The organism is Candidatus Manganitrophus noduliformans (assembly GCF_012184425.1).
Classification (GTDB): Bacteria; Nitrospirota; Nitrospiria; order SBBL01; family Manganitrophaceae; genus Manganitrophus; species Manganitrophus noduliformans.
The window spans coordinates 626,227-644,002 of record NZ_VTOW01000002.1; the positions used below are offsets into that span (position 1 = coordinate 626,227).

17 protein-coding genes are annotated in these 17,776 nt (G+C 60.7%); all 17 read left to right on the forward strand.

Going from position 1 to position 17,776, the window contains the following annotated elements; translation table 11 throughout:
• Positions 1 to 96: 96 nt before the first annotated feature.
• The 17 genes from MNODULE_RS12235 to MNODULE_RS12315 all read left to right on the forward strand — a co-directional run bounded on the left by MNODULE_RS12235 (position 97) and on the right by MNODULE_RS12315 (position 17,695).
• Complete coding sequence (locus MNODULE_RS12235) at positions 97 to 561, forward strand: RrF2 family transcriptional regulator (RefSeq protein ID WP_168060162.1); 465 nt, start codon at positions 97 to 99, stop codon at positions 559 to 561.
• Positions 562 to 611: 50 nt separating this feature from the next.
• On the forward strand, positions 612 to 1,553 hold the full coding sequence (locus MNODULE_RS12240) for a sulfite exporter TauE/SafE family protein (RefSeq protein ID WP_168060164.1): 942 nt from the start codon (positions 612 to 614) through the stop codon (positions 1,551 to 1,553).
• Between the two features lie 37 nt (positions 1,554 to 1,590).
• The gene (locus MNODULE_RS12245; protein WP_168060166.1) at positions 1,591 to 3,306 is read left to right on the forward strand and encodes an adenylyl-sulfate reductase subunit alpha; all 1,716 of its coding nucleotides are present in this window, start codon (positions 1,591 to 1,593) and stop codon (positions 3,304 to 3,306) included.
• Between the two features lie 62 nt (positions 3,307 to 3,368).
• Positions 3,369 to 3,755, forward strand: a complete 387-nt coding sequence (locus tag MNODULE_RS12250; RefSeq protein ID WP_168060168.1) for a 4Fe-4S binding protein — start codon at positions 3,369 to 3,371, stop codon at positions 3,753 to 3,755.
• A 50-nt stretch (positions 3,756 to 3,805) separates the two neighbouring features.
• Positions 3,806 to 4,978 (forward strand): sulfate adenylyltransferase, encoded by a 1,173-nt coding sequence (sat, locus tag MNODULE_RS12255; RefSeq protein WP_168060170.1) that lies wholly within the window; start codon positions 3,806 to 3,808, stop codon positions 4,976 to 4,978.
• A 292-nt stretch (positions 4,979 to 5,270) separates the two neighbouring features.
• Complete coding sequence (locus tag MNODULE_RS12260; RefSeq protein ID WP_168060172.1) at positions 5,271 to 6,152, forward strand: FAD binding domain-containing protein; 882 nt, start codon at positions 5,271 to 5,273, stop codon at positions 6,150 to 6,152.
• Positions 6,149 to 6,634 (forward strand): (2Fe-2S)-binding protein, encoded by a 486-nt coding sequence (locus tag MNODULE_RS12265; RefSeq protein ID WP_168060174.1) that lies wholly within the window; start codon positions 6,149 to 6,151, stop codon positions 6,632 to 6,634. The genes MNODULE_RS12260 and MNODULE_RS12265 overlap by 4 nt, the downstream gene beginning before the upstream one ends.
• A gap of 16 nt (positions 6,635 to 6,650) precedes the next feature.
• Entirely contained in the window at positions 6,651 to 9,017 is a 2,367-nt protein-coding gene (locus MNODULE_RS12270) for an aerobic carbon-monoxide dehydrogenase large subunit (RefSeq protein WP_168060176.1), read from the forward strand.
• Between the two features lie 31 nt (positions 9,018 to 9,048).
• Positions 9,049 to 9,966, forward strand: coding sequence for an AAA family ATPase (locus tag MNODULE_RS12275; protein WP_168060178.1), 918 nt, complete (start codon positions 9,049 to 9,051; stop codon positions 9,964 to 9,966).
• Complete coding sequence (locus MNODULE_RS12280; protein ID WP_168060180.1) at positions 9,963 to 11,114, forward strand: vWA domain-containing protein; 1,152 nt, start codon at positions 9,963 to 9,965, stop codon at positions 11,112 to 11,114. The genes MNODULE_RS12275 and MNODULE_RS12280 overlap by 4 nt, the downstream gene beginning before the upstream one ends.
• Positions 11,115 to 11,130: 16 nt before the next feature.
• Entirely contained in the window at positions 11,131 to 11,718 is a 588-nt protein-coding gene (locus MNODULE_RS12285) for an SRPBCC family protein (protein ID WP_168060182.1), read from the forward strand.
• Complete coding sequence (locus MNODULE_RS12290) at positions 11,705 to 13,309, forward strand: NTP transferase domain-containing protein (RefSeq protein ID WP_168060184.1); 1,605 nt, start codon at positions 11,705 to 11,707, stop codon at positions 13,307 to 13,309. Before MNODULE_RS12285 ends, MNODULE_RS12290 begins: the two co-directional genes overlap by 14 nt.
• A 12-nt stretch (positions 13,310 to 13,321) precedes the next feature.
• The gene (locus MNODULE_RS12295; RefSeq protein WP_168060186.1) at positions 13,322 to 13,888 is read left to right on the forward strand and encodes a four helix bundle suffix domain-containing protein; all 567 of its coding nucleotides are present in this window, start codon (positions 13,322 to 13,324) and stop codon (positions 13,886 to 13,888) included.
• A gap of 42 nt (positions 13,889 to 13,930) precedes the next feature.
• Complete coding sequence (locus MNODULE_RS12300; protein ID WP_168060188.1) at positions 13,931 to 15,061, forward strand: XdhC family protein; 1,131 nt, start codon at positions 13,931 to 13,933, stop codon at positions 15,059 to 15,061.
• On the forward strand, positions 15,058 to 16,086 hold the full coding sequence (locus MNODULE_RS12305) for a molybdopterin-binding domain-containing protein (RefSeq protein ID WP_168060190.1): 1,029 nt from the start codon (positions 15,058 to 15,060) through the stop codon (positions 16,084 to 16,086). Before MNODULE_RS12300 ends, MNODULE_RS12305 begins: the two co-directional genes overlap by 4 nt.
• On the forward strand, positions 16,083 to 16,463 hold the full coding sequence (locus MNODULE_RS12310; RefSeq protein WP_168060192.1) for an iron-sulfur cluster assembly scaffold protein: 381 nt from the start codon (positions 16,083 to 16,085) through the stop codon (positions 16,461 to 16,463). The genes MNODULE_RS12305 and MNODULE_RS12310 overlap by 4 nt, the downstream gene beginning before the upstream one ends.
• Positions 16,460 to 17,695 carry a SufS family cysteine desulfurase gene (locus tag MNODULE_RS12315; RefSeq protein ID WP_168060194.1) on the forward strand — a complete coding sequence of 412 codons (1,236 nt, stop codon included), beginning with the start codon at positions 16,460 to 16,462 and terminating at the stop codon, positions 17,693 to 17,695. Before MNODULE_RS12310 ends, MNODULE_RS12315 begins: the two co-directional genes overlap by 4 nt.
• Positions 17,696 to 17,776 lie beyond the last annotated feature (81 nt).

Below are 17,776 nucleotides of genomic sequence, written 5' to 3' on the forward strand. Positions count from 1 at the left end.
CCTAGGTCGAACAAGAATAAGAATTCGCTTGACAGCTGAAGCTCTATCGTTTATAAATTTATAAAATACTTAATCTCTATCGGAATAGTAGGATATATGGTTCATTTCTCGGCAAAAAGTGAATATGCAGTCTTGGCGATTCTTGCACTCTCCCTTCACTCCGGGGAGGGCCCTCTACAGGTCAGGGCGATCGCCCAAAAAGAGAGAATCCCCCTCCGTTTTTTAGAACAGGTGATGAATCATCTCAAGAAGCGTGGTTTCGTCGAGAGTGTGCGAGGTCCTCATGGCGGCTACCGTTTAACCCGGCTTCCGGAGCAGATCCGTTTAGGAGAGGTGCTTCAAGCGATGGAGGGCCCCCTCGTCGAAATCGACTCCGCCCAGCGCCGCCAGCGGGAATCGCTGAACGGAACGAATGGGGAGATCGACAACATCCTCATCAAGGAAGTCTGGCAAGAGGTGAACACCTCACTGAGAGATCATCTTGATTCGATCAATTTTAAAGACCTTGCTGAAAGAAAAAAGGAGTTGGAAGGAAAGCAGACATTGATGTTTCATATTTAGCGAATCGTTCATAAGAAGCATGAGAAAGTGAGACTCCTAAGAAAGTAACCATGAACCCCATCGATATCAGTTCGATCGTCCTAATCTCAATCACACTCTTTGCAGCCGTCGTGAATGGCGCGCTGGGGTATGGTTTTTCTTCAATTACGGTCCCCGTCGCCCTGATTTTCCATACCAATCGCATCCTCAATCCGGCGCTGGTTTTGATCGAAGTGGTCGTCAACATCTACGTCCTCATCATTAATAGAGAGAGCGTTCCGACCGTTTGGCGGCGGGTTTATCCGATTTTGATCGGTCTCGCCCCCGGCGTGGTTCTCGGCAGCTATCTCCTCTCCTCCATTCAACCCGGCTGGATTAAGTTCTTCACCTATCTCTTTCTCCTCCCGCTGATCCTGATTCAGGCGGCGGGAATTCGAAGGCCGATCCAATCGGAGAGGGCCCTCGGCGTTCCATTCGGCACCGGCATCGGATTTCTCTACTCCGTCACGACCGTTTCCGGCCCTCCTCTCGCCGTCTTTTTTAACAATCAGGGTTTTGTGAAGAAGGAGTTCCGCGCCGCCCTCGGGATCATCCGCGTCGCCGAATCGAGCCTAACCGCCCTGGCTTATTATTACTTGGGACTCTATTCGGTGGAAAGCAAGGCGATCCTCTCGACCATCATCCCGAGCGTGATCGTCGGGATCCCGGTCGGCGCCTTTTTGATTCGCCAGATGGATGCGGAGACCTTCCGTCGCATCTGCATGAGCTTCGATGTCTGGATCGTCGGTTTCGGTCTCTCCCGCGTGCTGGTTGATCTGCATCTGGTCGGCAGTCCCTATGCCTATAGCGTCATGCTCTCCGCGCTCGCAGTGGACGGCTATCTTCTCTACACTTTTTTTACCCGGCGCAAACCGATTGAGATCCAAACCGAAAATCCAGAGATAACACCGGAGGTGATCCCTTCGGTCCAGAACATCTCTCCGGTAGAGGGCCGATGGAGCCAGAAAGAATAATCAACCTCAGCAACATGTAGCAAACTGAAAGGAGCCTATGGAACGGAAGATCATCGAGACCGATATTCTCATCATCGGCGGGGGAACCGCCGGATGTATGGCGGCAGTGGAGGCAAAAGAACGTTACCCGCAACTGAATGTGACGATCCTGGAGAAAGCCCACATCGACCGAAGCGGCTGCCTCGCCGGCGGGATGAACGCCATCAACGCCTATCTGAACAAGGGGGAGACCCCGGAGAGCTTCGTCCGGTATGTCCGGTCCGACTCGTGCGGCTTGATCCGGGAAGACCTGGTCAAGACGATGTCGGAGTTCTTCGAGTATTGCGTGAAGAAGGTGGAGAAGTGGGGCCTGCCGATCCTCTGTGACGATCAGGGAAATTATCTTCCGAGAGGTCGATGGAACATCAAAATCAACGGCGAATCGCTCAAGCCGATCCTTGCCAAAGCGGCCCGCTCGGCGGGGGCGCAGGTCTACAATTGGGTCACCGTCACCAACCTTCTCACGGATGGAGACCGGATCGCGGGGGCGGTCGGGTTCTCGCTCCGAAACGGCACTTTCTATGTCGTCAAAGCCAAAGCGACGATCATCGCGACCGGCGGCGCGGCGGGACTCTATCGGCCGAACAATCCGGGGGACGCTTCGCACAAAACCTGGTATTGCCCCTACAACACGGGAGCGGGATACGCCATGGGAATCCGGGCCGGCGCCGAGATGACCTCGTTCGAGATGCGCTACGTCGCCCTCCGGACGAAGGACACCATCGCGCCGACCGGCACGATCGCCCTCGGCGTGAGGGCGCCGCAGGTCAACGCCAAGGGGGAGCAGTTCATGAAAACCCGCTACGCCCACCTCGGCGGCGACGGCGCCCCGACCCCCTATCGGACGTACGGCCCGTTGATGGAAATTAAGGAAGGGCGCGGCCCGGTTTATCTCGACACCCGCGGCCTCACGGCGGAACAGGTTCGAGAGCTGAAGGCGGCTTATCTCGACATGTATCCCTCGATGGTCCTCTATTGGGCCGCCAACAACATCGATCCTTCCAAAGAGCCGATCGAAGTCCAAACGACCGAGCCCTACATCGTCGGCGGCCATTGCCAGGCCGGTTATTGGGTCGACGGCGAGCGCCGGACGACGTTGAAAGGCCTTTACGCCGCGGGGGACGTCGCCGGAGGCGCCCCTTATAAATTCGTCTCCGGATGCTGGGCGGAGGGGGTCATCGCCGCCCGGGCCGCCGGGGCCGATATCGCGAACATGCCGCCGATCACTGTTTCGGACCAGCAGATCGCGGCGGAGGAAGCGCGCGCTTTCGAGGCGATCAAGCGGCCAGGCAAAGTGCGCTACCCTATTCTCCCCACCGACATGGAGGCCCGGCTTCAGAAATTGCTGGAGCAGTATGCCGGCGGCGCCTCGACCTATTATGAGATGAACGAAGAGATGCTCCAGATCGCACGGCAGCGGCTGGCCAAATTCCCGGCCGACTTCGATCACCTGGTCGCAAACGACCTTCATCAACTGATGAAGGTGCACGAGATCATGGACCGGGTCGATGTCGCCCAAACGCTGGTCGAACACCTTCTCCACCGGAGAGAAACCCGCTGGCCGTCGTATCAGACCCGAACCGATTATCCCGAGCGGGATGATGTGAATTGGCTGAAGTTCGTCAACTCCCGGCGCGACCCGAAAACCGGGAACATCGAGGTCCTGACACGGCCCTACGAGCAGGTCATCCCTGGAGATCGGTACAAGCCGTAGAGGGATATCGATCGGCCCATGGAATGTCATTCATCGCGGTTTTAATTTAAGGAGGTTTTTAAATGCCTGTTTGGGTAGATCCAGAAAAGTGCAACGGCTGTCACGGAGCCAGCCAGCCCCCCTGTCTTCGGATGTGTCCGGGCGACCTGATCGTCAAGGACCACACCGCCAATAAGGCCTATCTAAAATATCCGGAAGATTGCTGGGATTGTCTCCCCTGCGTCAAGGTCTGTCCGGAAGAGGCGATCGAGTTTCATCTCGCCTACCAGTTCGGAGGGAAGGGCGCCAAGCTGATTCCACATATCCACAAATCGCACGATCAGATCTCCTGGGAGCTGATCGATACGCAGGGAAACAGCGAGACGTTCACCATCCGAACCAAACTGATGCCGGTGGCGCTCGATGAAAAGGTCGAAGGGGGAACACAGACACTCGACTTTTCGATTTAGCAGAAATTCATCTCAATTCAATTATCACTATTCCGAAAGGAGCTTCAAGCATGGCTATTTCCGTTCCGCACGGTGGAAGATTGATCAACCGTTTTGTTGATCCGAAGGAGGTCGATCGGCTCACGCAAAAGGCCTCTCAAATGAAAAAGATCGAGTTGACCCCCCGCGAGATCTCCGATCTGGAGCTGATCGCAATCGGCGTCTTCTCTCCCCTGGAAGGATTCATGGGGAGCGCCGATTACCAGAGCGTGCTGGACCGGATGCGGCTTGCGAATGGCCTCCCATGGAGCCTCCCGATCACCCTCTCGGTCACCGCCGCCGAAGCCGCCGAATTGAAGCAAGGGATGGAAGTGGCCTTGATCCAGGAGACCGGGCTCCCCCTCGCCATTCTGAAGATCGACGAAATCTACCCCTTCGACAAAGAGAAAGAGGCGGTCGCCGCCTACGGAACGAACGACGCCAGCCATCCCGGCGTCGCCTACACACAGACCCTCGGCGACTTTTACCTCGGAGGCAAGATCGAGATGCTCCGCCGCTCGCCGATCCAGCGCTTCCACGAGCACCAGATGGACCCGGCGCAAACGCGCAAGCTCTTCGAGGAGAAGGACTGGAAGCGGATCGTCGCCTTCCAGACCCGCAACCCGATCCACCGCGCCCACGAGTATATTCAGAAGTGCGCCCTGGAGATCACCGACGGCCTCTTGCTGCACCCGATCGTCGGGGAGACGAAGAGCGACGATGTCCCCGCCGATGTCCGGATGCGCTGCTACAAAGTGCTCCTCGAGAACTACTACCCGAAAGATCGGACGATCCTGGCCGTCTTCCCGGCGGCGATGCGCTACGCCGGCCCCAAGGAAGCAATCTTCCACGCCATCTGCCGGAAGAACTATGGGGTGACCCACTTCATCGTCGGCCGCGATCACGCCGGCGTCGGCAACTTCTACGGCTCGTTCGATGCCCATCACATCTTTCAGAAATTTACGCTGGAAGAGCTCGGCATCCAGCCGCTCTTCTTCGACCACACCTTCTACTGCAAACGCTGCCTTGGGATGGTCTCGGCCAAGACCTGCCCACACGATTCGTCGGAACATATCGCCCTCTCCGGAACCAAAGTGCGCGAGATGCTTCGCGGCGGGATCAAACCTCCCCCCGAGTTCAGCCGCGCCGAGGTCGCCGAGATTTTGATCGAGGCGATGTCCGATCAAGCCCGCCAGCCGAAATAAGATCGATTCCCCGCTGAACACTGAAGACCCCCCGGGCAGGACTGCAAGCCGAGAGGCCCAGCCTGCCCGGAGGGGGGCAGAAATAAGTCCTACCCCTTTCTGTTACCTCTAAAAAGGCTTTGGACAGCCACTTCTTTACTCGCCTCCATACTTTACCTGATTAACATCTCCTACTTATAGAAGCCTAAAAAAATATTGCACGTATAAAAAATTAAGAATATAATTTGCCCTTCCAGCCATAGGACAGACCTCTCAGAACCTTAACCCTCGTCAAAAAGGAAGGAGAGAGAAGATGATCCCCCCGCGATTCGACTATTTTTCTCCCGGCACCCTCCCCGAAGCGATTTCCCTTCTGCAAAGACATGGCGACGATGCCAAAATCCTTGCGGGAGGACATAGTCTCATCCCCCTCATGAAGCTTCGGTTCGCCTCCCCCGCCGTTTTGATCGATATCAACCGCATCCCCGACCTCGCCTATCTGCGTGAGTCCAACGGATACCTGGCGATCGGCGCCCTCACACGGGAGTCGGACCTCGACCATTCCGAGCTGATTCAAACCAAATATCCGATTCTCGCCGACACGGCCGCCGTGATCGCCGATCCCCTCGTCCGGAACATGGCGACGGTCGGCGGCAATCTCGCCCACGGCGATCCGGCCAACGATCACCCGGCCACCATGCTCGCAATGGATGCGGAGGTGGTCGTCCTCGGCCCGAACGGCACACGCGCCATCCCGGTCAAAAATTTATTCAATGGGCCGCTCAGCACCTCGCTCAATTCCGACGAAATTCTCACCGAGATCCGGATTCCGATCCCCCCGCTTCACAGCGGGGGCGCTTATCTGAAAATAGAACGGAAGGTGGGCGATTTCGCCGCCGCCGCCGTCGCCGTCCAACTCACCGTCGGAAAAGGAAACATCTGCGAGCGGATCGGGATCGGCCTCACCAACGTCGGCCCTACCCCGATCAAGGCGATCCGCGCCGAGCAGCTGCTGCGCGGGCAGACGATCAACGATCAGATCATCCGGCAGGCGGCGGAGACCGCCTCGGAAGAGGCCCAGCCGAGCGCCGACCAGCGGGGCTCCGTGGAGTACAAACGGTCTCTGGTGAGGGTTTTAACCACCCGCGCGCTCAACCGGGCGCTCCAGCGGGCGATGGGAGGAAAAGAGCGATGACGAAAAAGAAGATCGAAGTCACCGTCAACGGGGCAAAGGTCGAATCGGAGGTAGAGCCGCGGCTTCTCTTGGTCCACTTCATCCGGGAGATCCTCCGGCTGACCGGAACCCACATCGGATGCGACACCAGCCACTGCGGCGCCTGCACTGTCTTGCTCGACGGCCGGGCGGTCAAATCGTGCACCCTCTTTGCCGTTCAGGCCGACGGGCGCCGGCTGATGACCGTCGAAGGGCTGGAGCAGGAGGGAAAGCTTCATCCGATCCAGGAGGGATTCGTTCAGGAACATGGCTTACAGTGCGGCTACTGCACCCCCGGTATGTTGATGACCGGCTATGCCTTTCTTCAGAGAAACGGCAATCCGATCCCGTCGGAGGCGGAGATCCGCGAGGCAATCTCGGGAAATCTCTGCCGCTGCACCGGATATGTCAACATCGTGAAAGCGATCCAAAACGCCGCCCACAAGATGCAGCAAGGCGTCTAACAAAAAGGAGCCCGACATGACACCTCGAACGAGCGAAGAGATCGGTGGGATGGGACATTCCATTAAACGGATGGAGGACCCCCGCTTCATCCGGGGAAAAGGAAGTTATGTCGATGATATCCAGATGGCGGGGATGCTCCATCTCGACATCGTCCGAAGCCCCTACGCCCACGCCAAAATCAAGCGGATCGATCCAAGCCGCGCGCTCGCCATCCCGGGGGTCCTCTCCGTCATCACGGGAGAAACCCTCGCCAAGTACAAGCTCCATTGGATGCCGACCCTCATGTCCGACACACAGATGGTCCTGCCGGTCGACAAAGTGATGTTCCAGGGGCAGGAGGTCGCCGCGGTCCTCGCCACCGACCGATACATCGCCGCCGACGGGGTGGAAGCGGTCGAGGTTGAATACGAGCCGTTGCCGGTCGTTGTCGATCCCTTCAAGGCGCTCGAGCCGGGCGCGCCCGTCTTGAGAACCGATAAGAAAGATAAAAAAGACAACCTCATCTGGCATTGGGAAAACGGCGACCGGGCCGCGACTGAAAAGGCGTTCCAAGAGGCGGAGGTGGTGGTCAAGGAGAAGATCTACCTGCCGCGGATTCATGTCTCCTCGATCGAGACCTGCGGCTGCGTCGCCCACTTCGAGAAAGCCACCGGAAAATTGAAGCTGATCATGACGACGCAGGCCCCCCATGCCATCCGGACGGTCCTGGCGCTGGTCGCCGGCCATGTCGGCCTCTCGGAGGAAAAAATCCGGGTGATCTCCCCCGACATCGGCGGCGGGTTCGGCGGAAAGGTGCCGGTTTATCCGGGGTATGTCATCGCCGTCGCCGCCTCGGTCCTCACCGGCAAGCCGGTCAAGTGGGTCGAGGACCGGATGGAGAATCTCCAGTCCGACTCCTTCGCCCGCGATTACCACATGACCGCCGAGATCGCCGCCAAAAAAGACGGCACGATGACGGCCCTTCGGATCAAGACCCTCGCCGACCACGGCTATACCGACGCGGCGGCGAACCCGTCGAAATACCCGGCCGGACTCTTCAGCATCTGCACCGGCTCTTACGATTTTAAAAATGCCTTCGTGGAGATGGACGCCGCCTACACCAACAAACCTCCCGGCGGGGTCGCTTACCGTTGCTCGTTCCGGGTCACCGAGGCGGCGCACGCCATCGAGCGGATGGTCGACATTCTCGCCCACCAATTGAACATCGATCCGGCGGCGCTGCGGAAAAAGAACTTCATCCGGAAGGAGCAGTTCCCTTACAAGTCCGTCCTCGGGTGGGAATATGACAGCGGCGACTATGCCCCCGCGCTCAATCTGGCGATGGAGAAGATCGGCTACGATGCGCTTCGAAAAGAGCAGGCCGAAAAGAGAAAGCGCGGGGAGCTGATGGGGATCGGGATCTCCAGCTTCACCGAAATCGTCGGCGCCGGCCCCTCGAAAAATTTCGACATCCTGGGAATCAAAATGTTCGACAGCTGCGAGCTTCGGATCCATCCGACCGGCAAGGCGATCGCCCGCTTCGGCACCAAATCGCAGGGCCAGGGACATGAGACCACCTATGCGCAGATCATCGCCGAGGAGCTCGGCATTCCCGCCGTCCATGTTGCCGTGGAAGAGGGAGATACCGACACCGCCCCCTACGGCCTCGGCACCTACGCCAGCCGGAGCACCCCCACCGCAGGCGCCGCGGCGGCCCTTGCCGCCCGGAAGGTCCGGGAGAAGGCGAAAAAGATCGCCGCCTACCTCATGGAGGTGAGCGAAGAGGACCTGATCTGGGAGCCGGGGAAGTTTATCGTCAAAGGGGTCCCGGGCAAATCGAAAACCATTCAGGAAATCGCCTTCGCCGCCTACACGAACCACCCCCAGGGAATGGAGGCGGGAATGGAGGCGGTGAACTATTACGATCCCCCTAACCTGACCTTTCCCTTCGGAAGTTATATCTGCGTCGTCGACATCGACCGGGGAACCGGAGAGGTCAAGGTCCGCCGCTTCGTCGCGGTCGACGATTGCGGCAACATCATCAACCCGATGATCGTGGAGGGACAGATCCACGGCGGGCTGGCCCAGGGATTCGCCCCCGCCCTGCTCGAAGAGATCATCTACGACGACCAGGGGAACAACCTCTCCGGAAGCTTTATGGATTATCTCCTCCCCACTGCGGTGGAGACCCCCAAGTGGGAGACCGACAAGACCTGCACCCCCTCCCCCCATCATCCCCTCGGCGCGAAAGGGGTGGGGGAATCGGCCACGGTCGGGGCCCCCCCCGCCATCGCCAATGCCGTGGTCGACGCCCTCTGGCATCTGGGGGTCCGGCACATCGACATCCCGATCACCGCCGCGAAGGTCTGGAAGATTTTGAAGGAAAAAGGGGTCGCCGAGTAGGGGCGTATTGCATACGCCCCAAAGGATCGACATGAAAGAAGAAATCGCCACGCTGCAATCCCGGATGGCCGAGGCCGGGTATATCGCCGAGCGCCCGATCACGACGGCGCTCTTCTTGGCCCGGTCGCTCCAGCGGCCGCTGCTGATCGAGGGGGAGGCCGGGGTCGGGAAGACCGATGTGGCGCGGGTCTTCGCCCAGATTCAGCAGACCGAGCTGATCCGGCTCCAATGCTACGACGGACTCGACGTCCATTCCGCCCTCTACGAATGGAACTACCCCCGGCAGATCCTCCGCATTCGTATGGAGGAGCGGCGGGGACTCGATCCGGATCGATCCCATCGTCCGAACCCGATCGCCCAGATCGAGGAAGAGGTCTTCAGCCGCGACTGCCTCCTGGAACGTCCCCTTCTAAAAGCGATCACGCAAAAGGAGCGCCCTCCGGTTCTCCTCATCGACGAAGTCGACCGCGCCGACGAGCGGTTCGAGGCTTTTCTGCTGGAGCTTCTCTCCGACTTTCAGGTCACCATCCCGGAGTTGGGAACGATCCGGGCGGAGCAGATTCCGATCGTCCTCCTCACCTCCAACCGGACCCGCGATTTAAGCGACGCGCTGCGGCGGCGCTGCCTCTACCTCTGGATCGATCCCCCCGGCTTCGAAAAAGAGATCGCGATCCTCCGAAGCCGCCTCCCCGACATCAACGCGCGGCTCGCCCAGGAGATCGGCCACTTCATGCAGCGAATCCGAACGCGCCGGCTCTATAAAACCCCCGGGATCGCCGAGACCCTCGACTGGGCCCGTGCCCTCATGCAGCTGCACAGAGATCATCTTGACCCGGAGGCCATCGAAGAAACGCTCGGCTGCGTGTTGAAGAATTATCACGACGTAAAGGCGTTCGGTCCGGAGGAGACGAAGACGCTGCTGGCGGAAGTGGAAAGGACCCTTCGATGAAGACGCAAGCGTTTTCTGATTTCCCATCCCGTCCCGGCGATCTCATCGAGAATCTCGCCCTCTTCTGCCGACATCTCCGGGAGGCCGGCGTTCGGGTCGGCCCGTCGGAAGAAATCGACGCCGGCCGAGCGATCCTTCAGGCCGATCTGGCCGATCTCGACGAATTCCATCTCGCCCTCCGCTCCACCCTGGTCCGGCGTCACGCCGACTTAGCGCCGTTCGATCGACTCTTCCGCAAATTCTGGAAGGGGGAGGAGATCGTCTCTTCCGAATCGCCTCCCCGCCCGGCGCGCCGATCCCGGCCCTCCGGAGAGGGTCCCCCCCTCTCTTGGCCCGGCGAAGAGGAGCGCTCCTCCCGATCCGAAGAGCGGCAAGAGACGGTTCAGGTCGGATCGAGCCGGGAAGCGCCGCTCCGGAAAAGGTCGTTCGAAACCCTTACCCCGGAAGAGCTCGATGAGATGGAGGCGCTCCTCGACAAGCTGGTCTGGCGGCTCGCCACACGCCGGAGCCGGCGGAGGGTCCCCGCCCATGGCGGAGAGGAGATCGATCTGCGCCGGAGCTTTCGCGCCGCGCTCTGGTATGGCGGGGAATTCATCACGCTAGCCCGCCGGACACGCCCGATCGAGCGGGCACGGCTGGTTTTCCTCTGCGACGTCAGCGGGTCGATGGACTCTTACAGCCGGTTCTTGATCCGGTTCCTCCTCTCCCTCCGACGGTTCACTGATTCGGTCGAGATCCTCGTTTTCAACACAAGCCTGACTCACCTGACGCCGCTTCTGAGGGTCCAGACGGTCGACCGTCTCCTCGACGAGATTGCGGAAGCGGTCCCCGGCTGGTCGGGGGGGACGATGATCGGCGAATCGCTCGACGCATTTCTAACCGGATACCCGTCCTTGTTGAAGCCGGAATCGGTGGTCGTTATCCTCAGCGATGGGCTTGACCGCGGGGAGACCGACCTGTTGGCTCATGCCATGCAAGGAATCCGGAGAAAAGCGAGAAAAATCATCTGGCTCAATCCGCTGTTGGGAGACCCCGAATACGCGCCGCTCTGCCAAGGTATGCAGGCCGCCCTCCCCTTTGTCGACCACTTCGGGGCCGCGCACAATCTTGAATCGCTGGAAACGCTGATCACCCAGCTTGGCGTCTGATTGAAGGAGAAAGACGATGGGACTCACATTCGATAAAAAATTTGAGATCAACGCGCCGATCGAGGCGGCCTGGGCATTCCTGACCGATCCCAAACAGGTGGCCCAATGCCTCCCGGGCGCCGAGCTGACAAAACAGATCGATGCGACGACTTATGAAGGGACCGTCTCCGCGAAGGTCGGGCCCATCATGGCGAAATACAAAGGGGAGGTCCGCCTGGAAAAACTGGACCGCGCAACCTATGAAGTGGTCGCCGTCGGCCGCGGCCAAGATGTGACGGGGAAGGGCGGGGCCGACGGAAAGATGGTCAGCCGTTTTCGAGCGATCGATCCGGGCAAGACGGAGATCTCCATCTCCTCCGAGGTCAACTTGACCGGGAAGCTGGTCCAATTCGGCCGCGGGCTCATTCAAGACGTCGCCGACCAAATCTTTCACAAATTCACCGCGGCGGTCCGCGAGCGCCTCGAAAAGCCGGCTGATGCCGCGGCGGCGGTCTCTCCTCCCTCCCCTGCGGCGCCGATCAACGCCTTCGCCCTGTTGAGCCGGGCGATCTGGCAATGGTTGCTGCGGCTCTTCGGAAAAAGGAGCGCCGATGGAAAGGGATAATCCGAAAATCGCGGCGGTCGTCTTGGCCGCCGGCGCCTCCCAACGATTCGGCCAATGCAAGCAGTTGATCCGGCTGAACGGCAAACCCCTTCTGCAGCATGCGCTCGATCCGGTCCTGAAAGCCGGGATGGATGAGGTGATCCTGGTCCTCGGGACCGAGGCCGAGGCGATTCTCAAAGAGATCGATGTCGGCCGCGCCCGCGCCGTCCGGAACGACCGGCCGGAGGAGGGGATGAGCCGTTCGCTGAAGATCGCCCTGGCCGCTCTGTCCCCGGCGACGGAAGGAGCGCTCATCGTTCTGGCCGACCAGCCGTTCGTCTCCCCCGAGACGATGGCGGCCCTGGTCGACACCTTCCGCAAAACGCATCCCGCCGTGGTGATCCCTACCTACAACGGGTTCCGCGGAAACCCGGTTCTCCTTTCAAGGTCGCTCTTCGACGAGATGCAGCAGATTGAAGGGGACATCGGCTGCCGCGCCCTCTTCGGAAATCATCCCGGCCGGATCGTGAAGGTGGCGGTCGACGATCCGGGAGTGATCATCGACATCGACACTCCGGAAGATTTCGAGCGGGCGGCTGAAGGAAAACCGAAGGGGCCGTCCGAAAAGCCGAATGACCGGGCCGTCTCCGCCGTTCCGGACGACTTATCGCAGATCGAAGCCCGACTCCGCCGGATCGGAACCCCCTTCGCCCGAGCAACCGTGGTCCGGGCCGAGCGGCCGACCTCCGCCAAGCCGGGAGACAAAGCGATCATCCAGGAAGACGGCGCCCTCCACGGATGGATCGGGGGAAGCTGCGCCCGGGATACCGTGATCGAAAAAGGAATCGAGGCGATCCGCGGAGAGAAGCCCCTTTTCCTCCGGATCACCCCTCGAAAGGAGGAACCGATGGAAGGGATGGAAACGGTCCCGATGCCCTGCTATAGCGGGGGGACGATCGATCTTTTCATCGAGCCGCAACTGCCGAATCCGCCGCTGATCGTCTTGGGACGCGATCCGGTCGCCGCGGCGCTCGTCCGGCTCGGCAAGGCGATGCGATTCGACGTCACCCTGATCGACCCTCTGGCCGATCCGAATTCGTTTCCGGCGGCCGACCGGCTGATTCATCGGCTCGACCTCCCCGCGCTCGAAATCGGAGCGCGCGCCGCGGTCATCGTCGCGACACACGGCCGGTTCGATGAAGAAGCAATCGAGCAGGCGGTCGGAACCGGCGCCGGATATATCGCCCTGGTCACAAGCAGGAAGCGGGCCGATGCGATCTTACGGCGTTTGCGCGAGCGGGGGGTCTCTCCGGAAGCGCTGGGGCGGGTGAAGGCTCCCGCCGGTTTGAACCTCGGAGCAGAGACCGCCGAGGAGATTGCGCTGAGCATCTTGGCTGAGATCGTTCAACTCCGGCGGGCCGAAAGAAAGGACCAACCGAAGGTCCGTCGGGAGGATAAAGTCGTCGCTAAGACCAAAGATCCAATTTGCGGGATGATGGTCAACCCGGTCGGAGCCGAATACAAATCTGAATATCAAGGAAAGTTATTTCATTTCTGCTGCGACGGGTGTAAAGCGAAGTTTGACGCCGCCCCGGCCGCCCATGCTGCGTAGAGTGAAGACCCCATGAAAAACGGCGACAAGCCAATTCCTGTTTTGATCGGAGCGCACGGCGGATACCGCGAGCTGAAGTCGTATCAAAACGCGGAGATCGTTTATGACGCCACCGTGAGGTTCTGCGACCGGTTTGTGGAGCACCGATCACGCACGCGCGACCAGATGGTTCAGGCGGCGCGGAGCGGCAAGCAGAACATCGCCGAGGGGAGCGTGGCGTCGGGCACTTCTAGGAAAACAGAACTGAAACTGGTGAGCGTGGCGCGGGCGAGCCTCGAAGAATTGTTGCTGGACTACCAGGACTATTTAAGGCAACACGGGCTGGCCCTTTGGGCAAAGAATCACTCCACCGCGCAAGCGGTGAGAAAACTCGCTTTTGAAAAGGATAGGTCGTATAAGACCTATAGGACCTATGTCGAAAAAGAAAGTGCAGAAACTGCTGCAAACACATTGATCTGCTTGATCCACCAAACCAACTACCTGCTCGACCGGCAATTGCGACAGCTTGAAAAACAGTTTCTAAATGAAGGCGGTTTCGCAGAGCGGCTCTACCGGGCGAGAAAGAAAAGACCTTTATAGGTCCTATACGACCGATAGGACCTATAAGACCTATAAATTTTTATGGAAACTTTTGACTTCATCGATCAACTCCGCCGCACCCGGACCCGCGCCGCCATGGCGACGCTGATCCGGACCCGCGGGACGACCCCCCGCAAAGAAGGGACCAAAATGCTCGTCGATGAGGCGGGCCAGATCCTCGGCTCGGTGACCATCGGCGGCTGCGTCGATGCGCAGGTGATCGAGGCCGGCGGAGAGGTCCTCCGCGACGGACGGCCCCGCCTTCTGTCGCTCCGACTGGGGGATGAGGAAGCCTGGGAGATCGGCTTAACCTGCGGGGGAACCCTCGACATCCTCATCGAGCCGATCCACCCCTCCGACCCGGCAGACCCCACCGCCCGCGGATATGATGCGGCGCGCGCAGCCGCCGAACAGGGAGGAGCGGTCTTGGCGGCCGTCATCGGTGGAGAGGGCCTGTCGATCGGGGCGCGATTCCTGATCGGCACAACGGGAGAGGTAAAGGGTCCGGTCGATTCGGCGCTCGCCGAGGCGCTTCGCCGGGAAATCCCCGCTCGGATTGCAAATCAAGCCGTTTCCGAGACGATTCCCCTCACGTTGTCCGACGGCCGAATGATTGATCTCTTCCTCGAAACCTTCGGCGCCCCACCGACGCTGCTGATCTTCGGCGCCGGGGCGGTCGCCATCCCGCTCGCGACCTTCGGGAAGGGACTCGGCTTCCGGACCGTCCTGGTCGACGGCCGTCCCCGTTTCGCCAATCGGACACGTTTTCCGGACGCCGACGACATCCGGGTCGGGATTCCCTCGGAGATCGCCGAAGCCTTTCCGCTGAACCGGGGGGTTTGGGTCGTCCTGGTCGCCCATGATTACAAGTATGACGTGCCGGTTCTGGCGCGCGCCCTCCGGACCGATGTCCCCTACATCGGAATGCTCGGGAGCCGCCGGCGGGGACGGGCGATCCTCGACCTCCTCCGAGAAAAAGGGATCGACGAAGGGTCGCTTCAACGGATTCGCGTCCCGATCGGCCTCGACCTCGGCGCGCAGTCGGCGGCGGAGATTGCGATCAGCATCCTGTCGGAGATCCTCGCCGTGAAGTATGGGCGTGAAGGAACCCCGTTGAGCCGACCCGCGGTTGCAACGACCTCCGGCCGCTCCGCACCGGGAGGACCCCAATGAAGGCGATATTGGTCCGGCGGGAGGCGCTTCGCCCCGAGACGCTCGTTCTTCAGCGTCTCTGCCATGATCTCTCCGACTCCGAGGGGAAAATACTTTTCAGAAAGGGAGCGCCGATTCTAGAAGCGGATCTCCCCGCCCTCCTCGCCGCCCCCTGGGAAACGCTTCACCTGGTCCAGCTGGAGCCGGGGGACCTCGATGAAATCGCGGCGGGAGAACGCCTGGCCCGCGCAATCGCCGGAACCGGGGTCGTCATCCAGGCGGGGGCGCACGGCAAGCAGACCCTCCGCGCATCGCACAAAGGGCTGCTGAAGATCGACGCGGCGACCCTTCAAGGGATCAATGCCCTTTCGGGGATCGCCGTTTATACTCTCCTGAACGGCCAGGTCGTCTGCGGCGGAGATGTGATCGCCTATGCGCAGATCACCCCGCTTGCCCTGCCCGACAAGACGATCGAAGCGGTGGAGCGGTGGACCCGGCCGGCGGGATGCCTCCTCTCCGTCGCCCCCTTCTTCCCCTGCTCGATCGGCCTCATCCTCTCTGAGCGAAGCGATCCGGTCGCAAGGGAGCGTTTTCTCAATGTCCTGAAAAAAAAGCTCGATTGGTTCGGCGCCACGATACGGGAAGTCGTTGATCTCCCCCCCGATCCCGAGGTGATCCGCGTCTCGCTCGTGGACGCCGTCGCGTCGGGGGCGACGCTGATCTTGATCGCCGGCAGCAATGCCATGGACCCGCTCGACCCCTTTCTCCTCGCCTTGGAAAGGGCGGGGGCCCGGATGGAACGGATCGGGATACCGGCCCACCCGGGAACGTTGCTCTGGCTCGCCGGTTACAAGGGTGTCCCCCTGATCGGACTCCCCCGCTGCGGGCTTTTCTCACAGACAACCGTCTTTGATCTCATTCTCCCCAAACTCTTGGCGCGCGGAAGGATCTCCCCGGAGGAGATCGCCGACCTCGGCCACGGGGGGATCTTAAATCGCGACATGATGTTCCGTTTTCCCCCCTATGAGAGGGAGAGCGCGCCATGATCGCCTACGGCGGGCGGATCTTGGAGCACTACCGCCATCCCCGAAATGCCGGATCGCTCCCAGACCCCGACATCTCTTATGAGGATGTAAATCCCCTCTGCGGAGACCGGATTCGGATCATGTTGAAGCTCGCCGCGGGAGAGACGGTGGACGCGGCGCGGTTTCGGGCCGACGGCTGCATCATCAGCCAGGCGGCCAGCTCCCTTCTCACCGAGATGGTCACCGGCCGGCGGCTCGATGAAATCGAAACGCTTGCTCCTGAAACGTTGCTGCAGGCGCTCCAATGGGAGCTTCGGCCCGCGCGGATCAAATGCGCCCTCCTCCCCTATGAGATCCTTCAAACCGGAATCAAAGAATACCGCCGAGAACACCGATGAGCCTCGACGCCGAACAATTGCGGAAAGACTTTCCCCTTCTTGAGCGGACCGTTCATGGAAAACCGCTGATCTATCTGGACAACGCCGCCACGACACAAAAACCGGTCCAGGTCCTCGATGCTATCCGGGACTATTACCTCTCCTCCAATGCGAACGTTCATCGCAGCATTTACGCGCTGGGAGAAGAGGCGACCGCCCGGTATGAAGCGGCGCGGGACCGCGTGGCCCGATTCATCGACGTTCCCCGGGAAGGGGTTGTCTTCACGCGGGGAACGACCGAAGCGATCAATCTCGTCGCGCAGAGCGGGGGGAGGAGCTTTCTTCGGAAAGGCGATGAGATCTTGCTCACTGACTTGGAACATCACAGCAACCTGATCCCCTGGCAGCTTGTCGCGAAGGAGCGCGGCGCTCGGCTGCGCTTCCTCCCGGTCCGCGACGGCGCGCTTGACCTCGATCGGCTCGCCGACTGCGTCACCCGCAAGACCCGGCTGATCGCCGTGACCGCGCTTTCAAACGCCCTCGGCAGCGTGACGCCGTTGGAGCGATTCCGAGAAGCGGCCCTTTCGGTCGGGGCGCTGCTCCTTGTCGATGCCGCACAGGCGGTCGCCCATCAGCCGATCTCCTTTGCCTCCATCGGCTGCGATTTCCTCGCCGTCTCCGGCCACAAGATGCTCGGCCCGACCGGGATCGGCGTCCTGGCCGCTCGGCCCGATCTGTTGGAGCGGATGCCCCCTTTTTTCGGAGGGGGGGAGATGATCCGGGAGGTCTGGCCGGAGACGGCGACCTGGAACACCCTTCCCTGGAAATTCGAGGCAGGGACCCCGCACGTCGCCGGGGCGGTTGGCCTCGCCGCTGCGATCGATTATCTCGACCGGGTCGGAATGAAGGGGATCCAGGCGCACGGGGCGGCGTTGGCGGAGGAGGCCGCGGCCGGCCTCTTGAAGATTCGGGGAACGACCCTGTATGGCCCCAAGCCGGGAGAGGCCCGCGGCCCGATCGTCTCCTTTACTTGTGATGGAATCCATCCCCATGATCTCGCCGCCTCCCTCGATGAAGAGGGGATCGCCATCCGGGCCGGTCACCACTGCGCCCAGCCGCTGATGCGCCGTCTCGGAATCGCCGGGACCGCCCGCGCGAGCTTCGGCCTCTATAATACTTCGGCCGACTTAAAGATATTTCTCGAAGCGGTGACCCGGGCGGTCGATCTCTTCCGCTCCCTTCGCCGGGGCTGAGTCACAAACCCTCAATAAATCATTCAAAACGGCTCTCACGAAGCCGATGACCGATCGGCTCTCAGGCCTTCAAAACGGACA

Excerpts from the sequence above, each read along its gene's own strand:
- MNODULE_RS12270 (WP_168060176.1), top strand. The coding sequence starts at position 6,651 with ATGACACCTCGAACGAGCGAAGAGATCGGTGGGATGGGACATTCCATT.
- sat (WP_168060170.1), top strand. The coding sequence starts at position 3,806 with ATGGCTATTTCCGTTCCGCACGGTGGAAGATTGATCAACCGTTTTGTT.
- MNODULE_RS12295 (WP_168060186.1), top strand. The coding sequence starts at position 13,322 with ATGAAAAACGGCGACAAGCCAATTCCTGTTTTGATCGGAGCGCACGGC.
- MNODULE_RS12240 (WP_168060164.1), top strand. The coding sequence starts at position 612 with ATGAACCCCATCGATATCAGTTCGATCGTCCTAATCTCAATCACACTC.
- MNODULE_RS12315 (WP_168060194.1), top strand. The coding sequence starts at position 16,460 with ATGAGCCTCGACGCCGAACAATTGCGGAAAGACTTTCCCCTTCTTGAG.
- MNODULE_RS12275 (WP_168060178.1), top strand. The coding sequence starts at position 9,049 with ATGAAAGAAGAAATCGCCACGCTGCAATCCCGGATGGCCGAGGCCGGG.
- MNODULE_RS12310 (WP_168060192.1), top strand. The coding sequence starts at position 16,083 with ATGATCGCCTACGGCGGGCGGATCTTGGAGCACTACCGCCATCCCCGA.
- MNODULE_RS12285 (WP_168060182.1), top strand. The coding sequence starts at position 11,131 with ATGGGACTCACATTCGATAAAAAATTTGAGATCAACGCGCCGATCGAG.
- MNODULE_RS12260 (WP_168060172.1), top strand. The coding sequence starts at position 5,271 with ATGATCCCCCCGCGATTCGACTATTTTTCTCCCGGCACCCTCCCCGAA.
- MNODULE_RS12280 (WP_168060180.1), top strand. The coding sequence starts at position 9,963 with ATGAAGACGCAAGCGTTTTCTGATTTCCCATCCCGTCCCGGCGATCTC.
- MNODULE_RS12290 (WP_168060184.1), top strand. The coding sequence starts at position 11,705 with ATGGAAAGGGATAATCCGAAAATCGCGGCGGTCGTCTTGGCCGCCGGC.
- MNODULE_RS12250 (WP_168060168.1), top strand. The coding sequence starts at position 3,369 with ATGCCTGTTTGGGTAGATCCAGAAAAGTGCAACGGCTGTCACGGAGCC.
- MNODULE_RS12245 (WP_168060166.1), top strand. The coding sequence starts at position 1,591 with ATGGAACGGAAGATCATCGAGACCGATATTCTCATCATCGGCGGGGGA.
- MNODULE_RS12235 (WP_168060162.1), top strand. The coding sequence starts at position 97 with ATGGTTCATTTCTCGGCAAAAAGTGAATATGCAGTCTTGGCGATTCTT.
- MNODULE_RS12300 (WP_168060188.1), top strand. The coding sequence starts at position 13,931 with ATGGAAACTTTTGACTTCATCGATCAACTCCGCCGCACCCGGACCCGC.
- MNODULE_RS12305 (WP_168060190.1), top strand. The coding sequence starts at position 15,058 with ATGAAGGCGATATTGGTCCGGCGGGAGGCGCTTCGCCCCGAGACGCTC.
- MNODULE_RS12265 (WP_168060174.1), top strand. The coding sequence starts at position 6,149 with ATGACGAAAAAGAAGATCGAAGTCACCGTCAACGGGGCAAAGGTCGAA.